Raw genomic sequence first — 16,038 nt, 5'->3', positions numbered from 1 at the left:
CTATCGCATGGCATCCCGGGGCGCCATATCTGCTTCAACGAATCCCGATCCGGCGAGAAACGAGGCGCGAAAACCATGTCGCCGGCGAAACAATCCCCGTCCAGCCTGCCGGTCAGCTTCGGTGACGGGGCGGTGCCCCTGCTCATCGGACCGGCGGCCATTCTCCTCCTGGCCCTGTTCGGGGCCGCACAGCCCGTCCCGGCGTTGGCCGCTGCCGCCGCGACGGCGGCCGGAGCCTGGGTTCTGCGCGCCAGATCCCGCAAGCGACAGGACGAGGCCCGGCCGGCGACCGCCCAGGCGCCCGCTGTCGCAGACCCGCCCCCGTACGCCACCATCCTCGAGCGTCTGCCCGATCCCCTGATGGTCATTGCAGCCGAAGAGGCCGACGACCTGACCGGCCGCCGCTTTGTTTTTGCCAACGGGGCCGCCCGAGACCTGTTCCGCATCCAGGGCGAGCGGGCACTGCTGGTCACGGCCGTCCGCAATCCGCAGGTGCTCGAAGCCGTCGACGAGGCCCTCTTCGGCAGCATCGAGCGGGCCGTCGAGTACGAGACCGGCGGCTCGCAGGGCCGGGCCTGGATCGCCTATGCGCGACCGATCCGTGAGCAGATGGGCCCCTCGCGCCTGGCGCTTCTGGTTCTGCGGGACGAGACGGACGCCCGCCGTAGCGAACGCACCCGGGCCGACTTCCTGGCCAATGCCAGCCATGAACTGCGTACGCCGCTGGCCTCGCTGTCGGGTTTCATCGAAACCCTTCGCGGGCATGCCAAGGAAGACCCCGTCGTCCGTGACAAGTTCCTCGGCATCATGCAGGCCCAGGCCGAACGGATGTCGCGACTGATCGACGACCTGATGAGCCTGTCCCGCATCGAGCTGAACGAGCACATTGCGCCGCTGGGCCGGGTCGATCTCGCCATGGCCGCCGTCGACGTGATCGACGCCCTGGCCCCCCAGGCCCGCGACAAGGGTGTCGGGTTCGACCCGGTCCTGCCGCCGCGGGGGGCCGCAGTGGTCGAGGGCGATCGCGACCAGATCATCCAGGTGATCCAGAACCTGATCGACAATGCCATCAAGTACACGCCGCGCGACGGCGTGGTCCGGGTCGAGATCTTTCCGGGCCTGACCGTCGATTCGGCCGCAGCGGCAAGGGATCCGGCGGCCGCGCGCATGTCCCTGCTGACCCCGGATCATGCGGCGGGCGAGCGGTATGCGACCCTCAGGGTCAGCGACCGGGGACCGGGCCTGGCCCGCGAGCACCTGCCGCGCCTCACCGAACGGTTCTACCGGGTCGAGGGACAGAAGAGCGGCGACCGCTCCGGCACCGGCCTGGGCCTCGCCATCGTCAAGCACATCATGAACCGCCACCGCGGGGGACTTACGGTCGAGAGTGTCCAGGGCGAGGGCGCGACCTTCGGCGTCTACCTGCCGATGGCCAAGGTGGTGGCCGAAAAGGGCCTCGTCGCCGTCGCCGAGGCCTGAAGTCTCGCCGCGACCGTTTCCTGAGGGGCCAGGCTGCGGGCTTCCACCATTTCCGGGATCAGCCAGGCCAGGGCTGCGGCAATGACCAGCAGGATGCCGAGCGCGGGCTTGGGCCTCAAGAACGCGCGCACCGGCGGGACCTTGCGGACTACACGGATGAGCGGTCTCAGTCCGGCCTTGACCAGGTCCCGCGACCGGTCCCTCAGGGTCAGGGTCAGCCTGATCGACGGCGGCAGTTCGCGCCGGCAGAAGGCGAGCTTGCGCACATGGGTCTCGATCTCCCAGAACGCGGTCGTTCCGGCCGCGAAAAAGGCGATGTCGCCGGCCTTGAGCAGACGAACCGATCCGTCCTGGCTGGTGACGCGGACCTGTCCCTCAAGAATTATGACGGTTTCTTCCCAGCCGTAGGACCAATGGAACCGGCCGGCGGTGCAGTCCCAGACAGCCGTGCTGGTCGTGCCGTCGATGCTGGCCGAGTGGGGACCGGCACGGGCGACAGGCTTTCCCGAGACAATCCAGTCCGGATGGATCGGTGCCGGATGCATGGCAATCTCGTCCAGATGGGCGGCGACAAAGGCCGCATGGCCCCGAAGGGCCTCGCCATCGGGCCCCGAAAGCGACATCAGCGGGTTGGCAGCAGTGCCCATCTTGTCTTCCGAAACTCAAAACCGGCCACGGACCCGGGGGGATGGCGCGACCTTGCCCAGGGCCCTGTGAAGTCCGGGTTAAGCGCCGGGTCAAGGTGGTTTTGACCCTGCCGGTGAGGCCCCGGTCGCGCCCGACCCGGACGCTGTCGTTAAACTGTCACGAAAGCGTCGCATAAGCACAGCGCCGTACGGGCATAGCTCGGACGGGGCGGGATGTTGCGTTGTGCGACGTCGCCGCAACCCTTCGCGCAAGACCCCGCCGCACGCATGCTGACCTGGCTTTCGCTTCTGTTTCTGGCGCTGTTCTCCGGTGCCGCCTTCATGCTCGGCAAGCGCCGGGCGGTGAAGACCGCTGGAGGCGCGCCGCGCGTCCTTCATTCCCTTCCGGGCTACTACGGCAGCTATGCGGCCCTGTGGGCCGGTGCGCCCGCCGCCCTGCTCCTGCTGCTCGGCACCACGTTCGGCGGCCGGGTCGAGGACGCCATGCTGCAGGCCCAGCGCCCGGCCGTGGTCCAGAGCCTCGACGTCGACCGCCAGGACGTGTTCTTCAGTGACGCCCAGGCGATCGCCCAGGGCATCGCGCCCAGCGAGGTGACCTATGAGGGTGAGCTGAAGGCCGCCCTCGACGTCAAGGTCGCCGAGGCTCGCCGGATCGAGAACCTGGTGCGCTTCAGCGTGCTCGGGCTTTCGGGGGTTCTGGCCCTTTCAGGCTTCCTGCTGGCCTTCCCGCGCCTTTCGGCCGACTTCCGCGCCCGCAACCGGGTTGAGGGCTGGGTCGGCGGGCTGCTCATGGCTAGTTCGATCGCCGCAGTCCTGACCACCCTCGGGATCGTGCTGTCGCTGGTCTGGGAAAGCTGGCGCTTCTTCCAGTCGATCTCGCCGATCGACTTCCTGTTCGGCACGGTGTGGAATCCGCAGATCGCCATGCGCGCCGACCAGGTCGCCGCCGAAGGTGCCTTCGGTGCGGTGCCGCTGTTCGCCGGTACCTTCCTGATCATGCTGATCGCCATGGCCGTGGCCGCTCCGGTGGGCCTCTACTCGGCGATCTATCTTTCGGAATATGCCAACCGGCCGGTCCGCTCGGTCATCAAGCCCCTTCTGGAAGTGCTCGCGGGCGTTCCGACCGTGGTCTACGGCTTCTTCGCCGCCCTGACCGTCGGCCCCCTGTTCCGCGCCGGCTTCAATGCCCTGGGTGCCACCATGGTCGGTGGCCCGCTGGACGGCGTCGGCCAGTATCTGATGGAAGTCCAGAACCAGATGGCCCTGGTGGCCGGGGTGGTGATGGGGATCATGCTGATCCCGTTCGTCTCCTCGCTGTCGGACGACATCATCAACGCCGTGCCGCAGTCGCTGCGCGACGGCAGCTATGCGATGGGCGCGACCAAGTCCGAGACCGTCAAGAAGGTCGTCCTGCCCGCCGCCCTGCCGGGGATCATGGCCGCCATGCTGCTGGCCGTGTCCCGCGCCGTCGGCGAGACCATGATCGTAACCATGGCGGCCGGCCTGCAGGCCAAGCTGACCGTCAACCCGCTCGACACGGTGACTACCGTCACCGTGCAGATCGTGACCCTGCTGACCGGCGACCAGGAGTTCGACAGTCCCAAGACCCTCTCGGCCTTCGGCCTGGGCCTGACCCTGTTCGTCGTGACCCTGGGCCTCAACATCATCGCCCTGCGCATCGTCCAGAAGTATCGGGAACAGTATGACTGACGCCGCCCAACCCGCTGTTGGCTCCGTCCGCGCCCCGCTGACCGCCCAACAGGTCGCCATGGAAGCCCGTCTCAAGAAGCGCCACCGCGCCGAGACCTGGTTCAAGGCCCAGGGCCTGGCCGCGATCATCGTCGCCATGGTCTTCCTGGTGGTGCTGGTCGGCCGGATCGTTGGCCAGGGCTACTCAACCTTCGAGACCCACACGCTGAGCGTGCCGGTCTATCTGAACCCCGAGCGGATCGACACGTCCGACCTCGAGGGCGTCAACTATGACTACATCGTCGCCGAGGCGATGATGAAGAAGCTGGGCGTCGTCGATGACGATCTGGGTCTGGTGTCGGGCAAGGTCATGGACCTGACCTCGCGGGACCTGGGCTTCCAGCTGCTCAACATGCTGAAGGCGGACAAGTCGCTGATCGGCAAGACGATCACCGTCACCGGTCCGTTCAAGGCCGATGCCGACCTCTACTTCAAGGGCGAGATCAAGCGCTCGACGCCTCAGGAAGACCGCAAGCTCGACGACCAGCAACTGAACTGGCTCGACCAGCTCAAGAATGACGGGTCGGTCAAGTCGGGCTTCAACTTCGCCTTCTTCACCCATTCGGACTCGACCGAGCCGGAACAGGCAGGCGTGCTGGGGGCCGTGGTCGGCTCGGCCATGATGCTGCTGATCACCGCCCTGATCGCCGTGCCGATGGGTGTGATGGCCGCCGTCTATCTGGAAGAGTTCGCGCCGAAGAACCGCTGGACCGACGTCATCGAGGTCAACATCAACAATCTCGCGGCCGTTCCGTCGATCGTCTACGGCCTGCTGGGTCTGGCCCTGTTCATCAACTGGCTGCACGTGCCGCGCTCGTCGCCGCTGGTCGGCGGTCTGGTGCTGGCCCTGATGGCCCTGCCGACCGTGATCATCGCCACCCGTTCGGCCCTCAAGGCTGTGCCGCCCTCGATCCGCGAAGCCGCCCTCGGCGTCGGGGCGTCGAAGACCCAGACGGTGTTCCACCACGTCCTGCCCCTGGCCATGCCGGGTGTGATGACCGGTGCGATCCTGTCCCTGGCCCACGCCCTGGGTGAAACCGCGCCGCTGCTGATGATCGGCATGGTCTCGTTCGTGCCCGGCGTTCCCGAGGGCTTCACCGGTGCCGCCACCGTCCTGCCCGTGCAGGTCTTCATCTGGGAGAACGCGTCCGAGCGCGCCTTCCACGAGCGGACCGCCGCCGCCATTATCGTCCTTCTGGTCTTCATGATCGTCATGAATGCTGCGGCCGTGATCCTGCGCCGTCGCTTCGAGCGTCGCTGGTGAGCCTGATGAACCTGAACCCCTTCGCCCTTCCCCTCGTCCAGGGACACGCCATGACCACCGCCAGCCCCGATGACTCGGTCGCCGCTCCTTCGATCCAGGCGGCAGCGCCGCAGGTCTATGCGGCCGCCTCGACCAACGAGATCAAGATCCACGCCAAGGACGTCAACGTCTTCTACGGCGACAAGCAGGCGCTGTTCGACGTCAATATCGACATCCCGGGCAAGTCGGTCACCGCCTTCATCGGCCCGTCGGGCTGTGGCAAGTCGACCTTCCTGCGCTGCATCAACCGGATGAACGACACCATCCCGACCGCCAAGGTCACGGGCGTGATCGATATCGACGGCAGCGACGTCAACGCCAAGAGCGTTGACCCGGTGATCCTGCGCTCGCGCGTCGGCATGGTGTTCCAGAAGCCCAACCCGTTCCCCAAGACGATCTTCGAGAACGTCGCCTACGGCCCGCGCATCCACGGCCTGGCGACCGGCAAGGCCGAGCTGGAAGCCATCGTCGAGAGCAGCCTCAAGAAGGCGGGCCTGTGGAACGAGGTCGCCGACCGCCTGCATCAGCCCGGCACCGGCCTGTCCGGCGGCCAGCAGCAGCGTCTGGTCATCGCCCGCGCCATCGCCGTGGGCCCCGAAGTGATCCTGATGGACGAGCCCTGCTCGGCCCTGGACCCCATCGCCACGGCCCGGATCGAAGAACTGATTGACGAACTGCGCAACCAGTTCTGCATCGTCATCGTCACCCACTCGATGGCCCAGGCCGCCCGTGTTTCGCAGAAGACCGCCTTCTTCCACCTCGGCAAGCTGGTCGAGAGCGGTTCGACCGAGGACATGTTCACCAATCCTCGCGACACCCGCACCCAGGACTACATCACCGGCCGCTTCGGCTAACCGGCAGGATCCGCACGACATGACCGAGCATACCGTCAAATCCTACGGCGAAGAGCTGAACCACCTGACCGCAGAGGTCGCACGCATGGGCGGCCTGGCCGAGGCCCAGGTGTCTGATGCCGTCGAGTGCATCGCCCGCCGCGACGCTCCCCTGGCCCAGCAGGTCGTCTCGCGCGACGAGCGTCTCGACGTCCTGCAGGCCGAGATCGAGCGTAAGGCCTTCAAGCTGATCGCCCTGCGCCAGCCGATGGCCGTGGACCTGCGCCACGCCGTTGCGGCCCTGAAGATCTCGATGAGCCTGGAACGCTGCGGCGACATGGCCAAGAACATCGGCAAGCGCGCCCTGATCCTGACGGACGCCGAGCCGATGACCGCCCTGACCCGCTCGATCGAGCGCATGGGCAAGCTGGTCCAGGGCCGGCTGAAGGACGTTCTCGACGCCTATTCGGCCTCGGATCTCGACCGCGCCATCGGCGTCTGGAGCCGCGACGAGGAAGTTGACGAGCACTACAACGCCATCTTCCGCGAGCTGCTGACCTACATGATGGGCGATCCGCGCACCATCAATGCCTGCGCTCACCTGCTGTTCGTGGCCAAGAACCTCGAGCGGATCGGCGACCACGCCACCAACATCGCCGAGATCATCCACTTCGAGATCACGGGCGAGGAGATCGTCTCCAAGCGCCCGAAGCTCGATACGCCGCGCTGAAGGTATGGCCATGACGCCTTACGTGCTTGTGGTCGAGGACGAAGACGCCCTGGCCACGCTGCTGCACTATAATCTCGACAAGGAAGGCTACCAGATCGGGGTCGCCGGCGACGGCGAGGAAGCCCTGACCATGGCCAGCGAACGCGCGCCGGACCTGGTCATTCTGGACTGGATGCTGCCCAAGGTCTCGGGCATCGAGGTCTGCCGTCGCCTGCGCGGCCGGGCCGAGACCCGCAATGTGCCGATCATCATGCTCACCGCCCGTGGCGAGGAGAGCGACCGGATCCGTGGCCTCGACACCGGGGCCGACGACTATGTGGTCAAGCCGTTCTCGATGGTGGAACTGACGGCTCGCGTCCGCGCGGTGCTGCGCCGCATCCGTCCGGGCCTGGCCGATGACCGCATCACGGTCGGCGACATCATCATCGACCGCGTCGCCCACCGGGTGAAGCGCCAGGGCAAGGAAGTCCACCTCGGCCCGACCGAGTTCCGCCTGCTCGACTATCTGATGCAGCATCCGGGCCGGGTGTTCAGCCGCGAACAGCTGCTGGATGCCGTCTGGGGCTCGGACGTCTATGTCGAGGCCCGCACCGTCGACGTCCACATCGGCCGCCTTCGCAAGGCGCTGAACGGCGCGATGGATGGCGATCCGATCCGCACCGTGCGCTCGGCGGGCTATTCTCTGGATGTTGAAGCGGCCTAGCCGCCCTCAGCCGCCGGTCGCATCCACGACGATGGCGACCGTCTTGCCACGCGACAGCGGCTCCCAGCCGGCCTCGATGGCCGAGGTGATGGCCCGGGCGACCAGGCTGGTGGCGATCTGGGCCGGTTTCAGGACCGGGGCGCCATAGCGGGGCTCGGGGCCCGGCGGAAACTCGACGACCGCTTCACGCTGCCAGTCCTTGTGGCGGACGGCGATGGCCATGCCGTGCCGCGTACCCGTGTCGCTGGACCAGCCGGGCTGGCGATGCAGCCGCCAGACATAGGGTTCGTCACCGACTGTGATGTCGAATTCGGGGCTTTGCTTGGTACGGGCCATGGGCCGGTGTTAGCCCGCCCCGGAGCTCCGGACCAGCCCTGTGCTCTTCGGGCCCCGGAAGAGGCCGGAAAACCTTGACCCCACGCGCCCCTCGCGCCACACCCCGGCCTCATGGAAAAGCTGAACATCCTCCTCGTCGGGTCCGGCGGGCGCGAGCACGCCCTGGCCTGGAAGATCGCCCAGTCGCCCCTGTGCGGCCGTCTGGTGGTGGCCCCCGGCAATCCGGGTATCGCGGCCCTGGCGGAGCTGAAGCCGGTCAAGGTCACCGATGTCGAGGGGCTGGTGGCCCTGGCCCAGGAGATCGCCGCCGATCTGGTGGTGGTCGGGCCGGAATCGGCGCTGGAGGTCGGCCTGGCCGACCGTCTGGCCGAGCTCGGCATTCCGTGTTTCGGCGGCAGCCAGCGCGCCGCCCAGCTGGAGACCTCCAAGGCCTTCACCAAGGACTTCTGCGCCCGCCACAACCTGCCGACGGCCGCCTATGGGGTGTTCACCGACACGGCGGCGGCCGGGGCCTTCCTCGACACGCTGCAAGCCCCCTTCGTGATCAAGGCTGACGGTCTGGCGGCCGGCAAGGGCGTGGTGATCGCGGCCGACCGGGCCCAGGCCGATGCCGCCGTGCTCGACATGCTGGGCGGCCGGTTCGGCGCGGCCGGGGCCCGGGTGGTGATCGAGGAGTTCATGCACGGCGAGGAAGCCTCGCTGTTTGCGATCTGCGACGGCCGGCGCGCGGTCTTCTTCGGCGCGGCCCAGGACCACAAGCGGGCCTATGACGGCGATGAAGGTCCCAACACCGGCGGTATGGGTACCTATTCGCCGCCGCCGGTCCTGACCCAGGACCTGATCGACCGGGCCTGGCGCGACCTGGTGGTGCCGACGATCGAGGGCATGGCCGCCGAGGGCAATCCCTATGTCGGCGTCCTCTATGCCGGCCTGATGCTGACGCCGACGGGGCCAAAGCTCGTCGAATACAATGCCCGCTTCGGTGATCCCGAATGCCAGACCCTGATGCTGCGGCTGGACAGCGATCTCGTGCCGGTCCTGCTGGCCGCCGCCAGGGGTGCACTGGACACGGTCGCGGCCCCGGTCTGGCGCGACGAAGCGGCAATCTGCGTGGTGCTCGCCGCCGAGGGCTATCCCGATGCCCCCAAGACCGGTGGCCGCATCCAGGGCGCCGATGCCGACTTCGGCGTCGGGACCGTCGTCTTCCATGCCGGCACCCTGCGCGAGTTCGAGGGGCGCCTGGTGGCGGCCGGCGGCCGGGTGCTGAATGTCTGCGCCTTGGGCGAGACCCTGCATGACGCCCGCGAGGCGGCCTATGCCGCCCTGGAAAAGATCAGCCTGCCAGGTGGCTTCTATCGCCGGGACATCGGCTGGCGGGCGTTGGGCAAGGCCTGACCCTGTCCCGCGCCCGGCGGACCGGCTGACGGTCAGTCGGCCGCCGTCTCGGACACGAACCAGTCGCGCAGCTTGAGAATGCGCGAGGCCTTGGGGTTGTCGGCACGCCAGACGAAGTGGTGGCCGGTTTCGACGTCAACAGCCCCGGGCAGGGGGCGGACCAGACGGCCGTCACGGATGTCGCGCTCCGACAGACCGCTGCGCGCCAGCGCGACGCCCAGGCCCTGCGCGGCGGCGTCCAGCATCATCGAGGTGTCGTCAAAGCCGAGGCTGGGCGGCAGGTTCGGCGCGGGCAGGCCCACGGCCGAGAACCAGGCACTCCAGGGCAGGGCGGTGTGGCGCAGCAGCGGCACCGACAGCAGGTCCTCCGGGCGGTTGACGGGGTGGCGGGCCAGGAAGCCGGGGCTGCAGACCGGGAACAGCCGCTCGCTGAGCAGCCGCACGGACTCCGCGCCCGGCCAGGGACCGACCCCGAACCTCAAGGCCACATCGACACCGTCGGTGGACAGGTCAGACACCCGGTCCTCGACCCGGACGGTCAGGTCCGGCTCGCCGGTTTCGGCCGAGAGCCGGGCAAGGCGGGTGACCAGCCAGCGGGTGGCGAAGGCCGCCCCGGTACTGAGCACAATCGGTCCGCATGCGGCATTGCGGGCCGCCTCGACCCCGTGACGAAGGGTCGCCAGGGCTTCCGTGACGCTGGCGGCCAGGGCCGCGCCCGTCGCGGTGGGCTCCATCCGGTTGCCCTGGCGCAGAAACAGACGAACGCCCAGTTCGTCTTCCAGCTTGCGGATCTGTTGGCTCACCGCGCCGTGGGTGACGAACAGCTCGTCGGCCGCCCGGCTGTAGCTGCGATGGCGGGCGGCGGCTTCAAGGGCCGTCAGGGTCGTGAAGGGCGGCAGGCGCATGGCCCAGGGATGTTAGTCTGGCTCACAAGCCGGGCCAATAGGGATCGTTGGTCTTCGAAGGGCTGACAGGCGATTGTCCCCTCGGCGCCGCTCCTTGAAACCCTCCCCTTGAAGGTCCCGACCATGAAGATCCTGCTTGCTGCGGGCGCGCTGGCGCTCGTCTTTGTCCTGGCCATCACTGCCGGACGGCCGGCCCGCCCCCTGGACGACCTGCGCTGGCAGAGCGGCCAGCCCTATGCCCTGGCCCCCTATTCGACGGCCAAGGTCGGACGTCCCGAGGCCTTGACCCAGGTCGCCATGGCGTCATCGACCCTGGAGCGCCGCTGACAGGACCGGCACGCATTCAGACGCAAAAAAGGCCCGGAGTTGCCTCCGGGCCTTTTCGTTTCGGAGCGGGTCCGAAGCCTTATTTGCCGGCCGCCGCGAGGGCGTCCATCAGTTCGGGCACGGCGGTCTTGTAGTCCGCCACCAGGCCGAAATCGGCGACCTGGAAGATCGGGGCGTCGCTGTCCTTGTTGATGGCGACGATGATCTTGCTGTCCTTCATGCCGGCCAGGTGCTGGATGGCCCCCGAGATGCCGATGGCGACATAGAGGGCCGGAGCCACGACCTTGCCGGTCTGACCAACCTGGTAGTCGTTGGGGGCATAGCCCGCATCGACCGCCGCGCGCGAGGCGCCGACGGCGGCACCCAGCTTGTCGGCCAGGGGCTCGATGACCCGCTGGAACTCTTCAGCCGAACCCATGGCCCGGCCGCCGGAGACGACGATCTTGGCCGCTGCCAGTTCCGGACGGTCCGACTTGACCATTTCTTCGCTGACGAAGCGGGTCTTGGCGGCATCGCTGCCCGAGACGGTCTCGACCGGAGCCGAGCCGCCCTCTTCGGCCGCCGCGAAGGCGGTCGGACGGACGGTGATCACCTTCTTGGCGTCCGAGGACTGGACGGTTTCGAGGGCGTTGCCGGCATAGATCGGACGCACGAAGGTGTCGCCACTGACCACTTCGACGATTTCCGAGATCGGCGCGACGTCGAGCTTGGCGGCGACGCGCGGCGCGAAGTTCTTGCCGCCCGCGGTGGCCGGCACGAGGATCGCGTCATAGCCGCCGGCCAGGGCCAGAATGGCGTCGGCTTGTGCCTCGGCCACACCGTGGCCCAGGGCGTCGCTGTCGGCCAGCAGCACCTTGCGGACGCCGCTGATCTTGGCGGCCGCGTCGGCTACGGCCTTGGCGCCATGGCCCAGGACCAGGACGTCCACGTCACCCGAAAGCTTCAGGGCGGCGGTGACCGTCTTGTGGGTGCCGTCGCGCAGCACCAGGTTGTCATTATCGGCGACGACGAGAACGGCCATCTAGAGCACTCCCGCAGTGTTGAGCTTGGAAACCAGGTCCGCGGCGGTTTCCACCTTGATACCGGCCGAACGCTTGGCCGGTTCGGTGACCTTGAGGACCTTCAGGCGCGGCGCAATGTCGACGCCGTAGTCGGCGACCGTCTTGCTGACGATCTCCTTCTTCTTGGCCTTCATGATGTTGGGCAGGCTGGCATAGCGCGGCTCGTTGAGGCGCAGGTCGGCGGTGATCACCGCCGGCAGGTCCACGTCCAGCACCTGCAGGCCGCCGTCGACTTCGCGGGTGACCTTGGCGGTCGAGCCCGAGATTTCGATGGCCGAGGCATAGGTGGCCTGCGGCCAGCCGAGCAGGGCCGACAGCATCTGGCCCACGGCGTTGTTGTCGCCGTCGATGGCCTGCTTGCCCATCAGGACGAGACCGGGCTGTTCTTCGGCGATCACGGCCGCCAGCAGCTTGGCCACGGCCAGCGGCTCGGGGTCGGCATCGGTGGTGACCAGCACGCCGCGGTCGCCGCCCATGGCCAGGGCCGTGCGGATGGTTTCCTGGGCCTGGGCCGGGCCGATGCTGACGATGACGATCTCGGTCGCCACGCCCTTTTCCTTCAGACGCACGGCCTCTTCGACCGCGATCTCGCAGAAGGGATTCATCGACATCTTCACGTTCGCCAGATCGACGCCCGTCTGATCCGCTTTCACGCGGACCTTCACGTTGTAATCAATAACCCGTTTAACCGGGACAAGGACCTTCATCGGGTTTCTGCGCCTCCAGGCTACGTTTTCTCCTGCTTGGGCACGGAATTACCTTTTCCGCACTGCAATGCAAGTTTCCCTTCACGTAAGCGTAAGCCTATAACGTGCAGGTTTAAACAAATGTACGATACTTCGTGTGCCGCGTCCGCGTCGTTGGATGCCTTCGGCGCGAAAGCACTGGTCAGGCTTTGGTCGCGCGACTAAACAGCCGGGCCATGGACCGCACCCTCAACCGCCTGAAGATCCTGTTCGTCGGCCTGTTCCTGCTCAGCAGTGCCGGCGTGTTCGGCTACCACTATCTGTGGGTCTGGCCCAAGGACCGCTGCGAGGCGCGGGGCGGGGCCTGGGCCGGCAAGTGGCTCAAATGTGCGACGATCTATCCCATCGAGACGATCACGCGCCGCCCGCTGAACACGCCGCCGATCAACGGCCAGACGGACGTCCCGGCAACCGCTCCGGCCCCGGCCCCGGCCAAGAAATAACGGCTGCGCCCCGCATCAGGGGCGCAGCCCTGTCACTCAGTCCTTCATCCGCCAGGTCGCCCCGGCCGGTCCGTCCATGACCACCACGCCCAGGGCGTCGAGCTCGGCGCGGATGGCGTCGGCGGCGGTCCAGTCCTTGGCGGCCCGGGCCTCGACCCGGCGGGTCAGCAGGGCCTCGACCTGGGCCTTCAGGTCATCGGAGGCATCCCCCTCGAACCAGCTGTCCGGATCGGCCTGCAGCAAGCCCAGCAGGGCTCCGGCCTCGATCAGGCGCGCCTTGTTGGCGGCGATGCCTGGCGTGTCGCCGGCGGTGACCGCCCGCTCGATGGCGCTGGACACCTCGAAGAAGCACGAGATCGCCTGGGGCGTGTTCAGATCGTCCTCGAGGGCCGCGACCACCTCCTCGGGGGCCTCCATGGCCTGGTCCACCGGCACGTCCTTGGCGCGACGCAGGGCCCCGTAGAGGCGGTCCAGCGCCTTGCGGGACTGCTCCAGCAGCTCGGGCGTCCAGTCCAGCGGCTGGCGATAATGGGCGCTGAGCAGGGCCCAGCGGATCACCTCGCCGGGCGTGGTCTTCAGCAGCTCGTGCGGCAGGACGACATTGCCCAGGCTCTTGGACATCTTCTCGCCGGACATGTCCAGAAAGCCGTTGTGCATCCAGTAGTTGGCCAGGACCGGCGTGTCATGGGCGCAGCGGCTCTGGGCCACTTCGTTCTCATGGTGCGGGAAGGCCAGGTCGATGCCGCCGGCATGGATGTCGATGGTCTGGCCCAGGGTCTTGTCGATCATGGCCGAGCATTCGATGTGCCAGCCCGGCCGACCTGCGCCCCAGGGGCTGTCCCACTCGGGTTCGTTTTCCTTGGACGGCTTCCACAGCACGAAATCGGCGGGATGGCGCTTGTAGGGCGCGACCTCGACCCGGGCCCCGGCGATCATGTCGTCCATGTTGCGGCCCGACAGCTGGCCGTAGTCCGGGAAGGCCTGGGTATCGAACAGCACGTGACCTTCGGCCGCATAGGCCTTGCCGTTGTCGACCAGCTTGCCGATCATCTCGACGATCGCGCCGATATGGTCAGTGGCCTTGGGCTCCAGGGTCGGCCGCAGGGCCAGCAGGGCGTCGGCGTCCTCGTGATAGGCGGCCAGATAGCGGTCGGTGATGACCTTGATCGCCACGCCTTCGTCGAAGGCCTTCTTGTTGATCTTGTCGTCCACGTCGGTGACGTTGCGGGCATAGACCACGGCGTCTTCGCCATAGATGTGGCGCAGAACCCGGAAAAGGACATCGAACGCCACGACCGGCCGGAAGTTGCCGATATGGGCAAAATTGTAGACCGTCGGCCCGCAGACATACATCGTCACCCGCTCCGGATCGGCGGGAACGAAGGCTCGCTTTTCGCGGGCCAGGGTGTCGTACAGCTTCAAGGTCATGAGAAAGTCGTCTGCCTGACGTAACGGTAGGGTGTTGCGAGCGATCGCGAGGGTCCCATATAGCTGTCAGGTACGCACAGGGCCACGCCTCCTTCGGCGTCTTTTTGGGAAGCCTGACCGTATCTGATCGACGGGTGGCACGCGTCATTCCGGAGCGAACGGCGCTCCGGCGCAACTCAGCCCGCGGAAAGACCCTCAACCATGGACGCCGTCACACCTGACTCCCTTCTGGCCGAGCGCTGCACCTGCGGGGCCGACCATCTCGAAAACCGGCCGTCACGCGAACAGGCCCTGGCGGCCGTCCGCACCCTTCTGGCCTGGGCCGGTGACAATCCCGACCGTGAAGGCCTGCTGGACACCCCCAAGCGCGTCGTCGACGCCTATGGCGAATGGTTCGCCGGCTATGAGGGCGATCCCGCCAAGGAACTGTCGCGGACCTTCGAGGACGTGCAGGGCTATGACGACATGGTCATGCTGCGCGGCATCGACGTGCAGAGCCACTGCGAGCACCACATGGCCCCGTTCCTCGGCAAGGCCTGGGTGGCCTATATGCCGACCGGCAAGGTCGTGGGCCTGTCCAAGCTGGCCCGTCTGGTCGAGATCTATGCCAAGCGTCTCCAGACCCAGGAGACCATGACCATGCAGGTGGCCGACGCCATCGAGGACCATCTCTCGGCGGCCGGCGTCGCCGTGCTGATCGACGCCGAGCACCAGTGCATGAGCACCCGCGGCGTCCGCCACCACGACGTCTCGACCATCACCACCCAGTTCCGCGGCGTGTTCAAGACCGACAAGGTCCTGCAGCAGCGGTTCATGGACCTGGTGATCCGGAAGTAACGATCCTCCCCCAAGAGGGGGAGGTGTCGGCGAAGCCGACGGAGGGGGAAGTGACCGCCGACTCATTGCGGCCTTCCCCCTCCGGCCTACGGCCGCCTCCCCCTTTGGAGGGAGGATTTTACGCTAGGCCGCCGCCTTGATGCCCTGCCGGATCTTCGCCACGCAGGCGTCGACCGGGCTGTGGACCAGTGTGACCAGCACGAAGCTGATCAGCATCAGCAGGTACCAGGCCCCGATCTTCTCGACGCCCACCAGGGTCCAGCCGTTCTTCTGGCTGGGATAGATCCAGGCTCCGGCGGCGGTGCCCAGGTTCTCGGCGATCCAGATGAACAGCGACACCAGCAGCAGGCCGACGATCATCGGCATGCGGCGCGGCGTCCGGTCCGGTGTGAACACGAACCAGCTGCGTCCGAAAAGGACCGCCGACAGCACGAACAGGCCGATGCGAATGTCGGGGCCATAGTGGTGGGTGAAGAAGTTCAGATAGGCTAGGCCCGCCAGGATCCAGGCGCTCCAGAACGGCGGATAGCGGATGAAGGTGATGTCGAACAATCGCCAGGCCCGCGCGATATAGCTGCCGACGCAGGCGTACATGAAGCCGGTGAACAGCGGCACGCCGCCGATCCGCAGCAGGCTGGGTTCAGGATAGAGCCATGAACCGTGCGCCGTCTTGAAGACCTCCATCACCGTCCCGACCAGGTGGAAGATGAAGATCACCGCCGCCTCGTCCCAGTGCTCCAGCCTCAGGGCCAGCAGACCGACCTGGATCAGCAGCGAGGCGATGACCAGAAAATCATAGCGCGTCAGGACAGCGTCCTTGGGCCAGAACAGGAAGGTGCCGACCAGCAGGGCCAGCATCAGGGCTCCGAACAGGCAGGCCCAGGCCTGCTTGAGACCGAACAGAAGGAACTCATAGGCCCGGGCATGCCAGACAGACTGCGCCGCCCAAGGGCGCGCCCGGGTGTCCAGCGCCGCGACCACAGCCTTGATGCGATCCTTGAAATCCATCGATTCCCCCGCGGCGAGGCTAGCCCAAATGACCCCCGCGGCGCCATATGCCAGTCCATGAGCATGACCCCATTCCCGACCGCCCCCGACACCCACGCCCTGGAGCGG

The 16,038-nt window shown here is 67.2% G+C and carries 17 protein-coding genes; 10 read left to right on the top strand and 7 right to left on the bottom strand.

Annotated elements, in window-relative coordinates; genetic code table 11:
- Positions 1–75 precede the first annotated feature (75 nt).
- Positions 76–1,479, top strand: a complete 1,404-nt coding sequence (locus tag DBR10_RS00860; protein WP_108505671.1) for a sensor histidine kinase — start codon at positions 76–78, stop codon at positions 1,477–1,479.
- Here the strand turns inward: DBR10_RS00860 and DBR10_RS00855 are convergent.
- Entirely contained in the window at positions 1,419–2,126 is a 708-nt protein-coding gene (locus tag DBR10_RS00855; protein ID WP_108505672.1) for a cupin domain-containing protein, read from the bottom strand. The two genes, DBR10_RS00860 and DBR10_RS00855, sit on opposite strands and share 61 nt — an antisense overlap.
- 267 nt (positions 2,127–2,393) lie before the next feature.
- Between DBR10_RS00855 and pstC the strand changes: the two genes are divergently transcribed.
- Genes pstC through phoB form a run of 5 tightly spaced genes read left to right on the top strand, consistent with a single transcriptional unit; the run spans position 2,394 to position 7,444 of the window.
- Positions 2,394–3,836: a phosphate ABC transporter permease subunit PstC gene (gene pstC, locus DBR10_RS00850; protein WP_108505673.1), complete on the top strand. Its 1,443-nt coding sequence runs from the start codon at positions 2,394–2,396 to the stop codon at positions 3,834–3,836.
- Positions 3,837–3,894: 58 nt separating this feature from the next.
- On the top strand, positions 3,895–5,139 hold the full coding sequence (pstA, locus tag DBR10_RS00845) for a phosphate ABC transporter permease PstA (protein ID WP_369831734.1): 1,245 nt from the start codon (positions 3,895–3,897) through the stop codon (positions 5,137–5,139).
- Positions 5,140–5,189: 50 nt separating this feature from the next.
- Complete coding sequence (gene pstB / locus DBR10_RS00840; protein ID WP_108505688.1) at positions 5,190–6,032, top strand: phosphate ABC transporter ATP-binding protein PstB; 843 nt, start codon at positions 5,190–5,192, stop codon at positions 6,030–6,032.
- Positions 6,033–6,051: 19 nt separating this feature from the next.
- Positions 6,052–6,741, top strand: a complete 690-nt coding sequence (phoU, locus tag DBR10_RS00835; RefSeq protein ID WP_108505675.1) for a phosphate signaling complex protein PhoU — start codon at positions 6,052–6,054, stop codon at positions 6,739–6,741.
- Positions 6,742–6,751: 10 nt separating this feature from the next.
- Positions 6,752–7,444 (top strand): phosphate regulon transcriptional regulator PhoB, encoded by a 693-nt coding sequence (gene phoB, locus DBR10_RS00830; RefSeq protein WP_108505689.1) that lies wholly within the window; start codon positions 6,752–6,754, stop codon positions 7,442–7,444.
- Positions 7,445–7,450: 6 nt separating this feature from the next.
- Here phoB and DBR10_RS00825 read toward each other — a convergent pair whose 3' ends face one another.
- Positions 7,451–7,780, bottom strand: a complete 330-nt coding sequence (locus tag DBR10_RS00825) for a hypothetical protein (RefSeq protein WP_108505676.1) — start codon at positions 7,778–7,780, stop codon at positions 7,451–7,453.
- A gap of 111 nt (positions 7,781–7,891) precedes the next feature.
- Here DBR10_RS00825 and purD point away from each other — a divergent pair, with 111 nt between their 5' ends.
- On the top strand, positions 7,892–9,175 hold the full coding sequence (gene purD / locus DBR10_RS00820) for a phosphoribosylamine--glycine ligase (protein WP_108556082.1): 1,284 nt from the start codon (positions 7,892–7,894) through the stop codon (positions 9,173–9,175).
- A gap of 32 nt (positions 9,176–9,207) precedes the next feature.
- On the opposite strand, the gene DBR10_RS00815 is transcribed toward purD, so the two are convergent.
- Complete coding sequence (locus DBR10_RS00815; protein WP_108505677.1) at positions 9,208–10,080, bottom strand: LysR substrate-binding domain-containing protein; 873 nt, start codon at positions 10,078–10,080, stop codon at positions 9,208–9,210.
- A gap of 123 nt (positions 10,081–10,203) precedes the next feature.
- On the opposite strand from DBR10_RS00815, the gene DBR10_RS00810 reads away from it, so the two are divergent.
- Entirely contained in the window at positions 10,204–10,407 is a 204-nt protein-coding gene (locus tag DBR10_RS00810; protein WP_108490602.1) for a hypothetical protein, read from the top strand.
- A 79-nt stretch (positions 10,408–10,486) separates the two neighbouring features.
- Here DBR10_RS00810 and DBR10_RS00805 read toward each other — a convergent pair whose 3' ends face one another.
- Both DBR10_RS00805 and DBR10_RS00800 read right to left on the bottom strand, forming a co-directional pair.
- Complete coding sequence (locus DBR10_RS00805; RefSeq protein ID WP_108505679.1) at positions 10,487–11,428, bottom strand: electron transfer flavoprotein subunit alpha/FixB family protein; 942 nt, start codon at positions 11,426–11,428, stop codon at positions 10,487–10,489.
- Positions 11,429–12,175, bottom strand: a complete 747-nt coding sequence (locus tag DBR10_RS00800; protein ID WP_108505680.1) for an electron transfer flavoprotein subunit beta/FixA family protein — start codon at positions 12,173–12,175, stop codon at positions 11,429–11,431. It abuts the gene before it with no gap.
- 215 nt (positions 12,176–12,390) lie between these two features.
- Here DBR10_RS00800 and DBR10_RS00795 point away from each other — a divergent pair, with 215 nt between their 5' ends.
- Positions 12,391–12,657, top strand: coding sequence for a hypothetical protein (locus DBR10_RS00795; RefSeq protein WP_108490668.1), 267 nt, complete (start codon positions 12,391–12,393; stop codon positions 12,655–12,657).
- A gap of 36 nt (positions 12,658–12,693) precedes the next feature.
- Here the strand turns inward: DBR10_RS00795 and cysS are convergent, their stop codons facing one another.
- Positions 12,694–14,085 carry a cysteine--tRNA ligase gene (gene cysS / locus DBR10_RS00790; RefSeq protein WP_108505681.1) on the bottom strand — a complete coding sequence of 464 codons (1,392 nt, stop codon included), beginning with the start codon at positions 14,083–14,085 and terminating at the stop codon, positions 12,694–12,696.
- A gap of 201 nt (positions 14,086–14,286) precedes the next feature.
- On the opposite strand from cysS, the gene folE reads away from it, so the two are divergent.
- Complete coding sequence (gene folE, locus DBR10_RS00785; RefSeq protein ID WP_108490319.1) at positions 14,287–14,922, top strand: GTP cyclohydrolase I FolE; 636 nt, start codon at positions 14,287–14,289, stop codon at positions 14,920–14,922.
- Positions 14,923–15,045: 123 nt separating this feature from the next.
- Here the strand turns inward: folE and DBR10_RS00780 are convergent, their stop codons facing one another.
- Entirely contained in the window at positions 15,046–15,930 is an 885-nt protein-coding gene (locus DBR10_RS00780) for a DUF817 domain-containing protein (RefSeq protein ID WP_108505682.1), read from the bottom strand.
- Positions 15,931–16,038: the final 108 nt, after the last annotated feature.

The organism is Caulobacter sp. HMWF025, from assembly GCF_003060965.1.
GTDB lineage: Bacteria > Pseudomonadota > Alphaproteobacteria > Caulobacterales > Caulobacteraceae > Caulobacter.
Note: the sequence above shows the minus strand (reverse complement) of the source record. Positions and strands in the feature narration are given on the sequence as shown.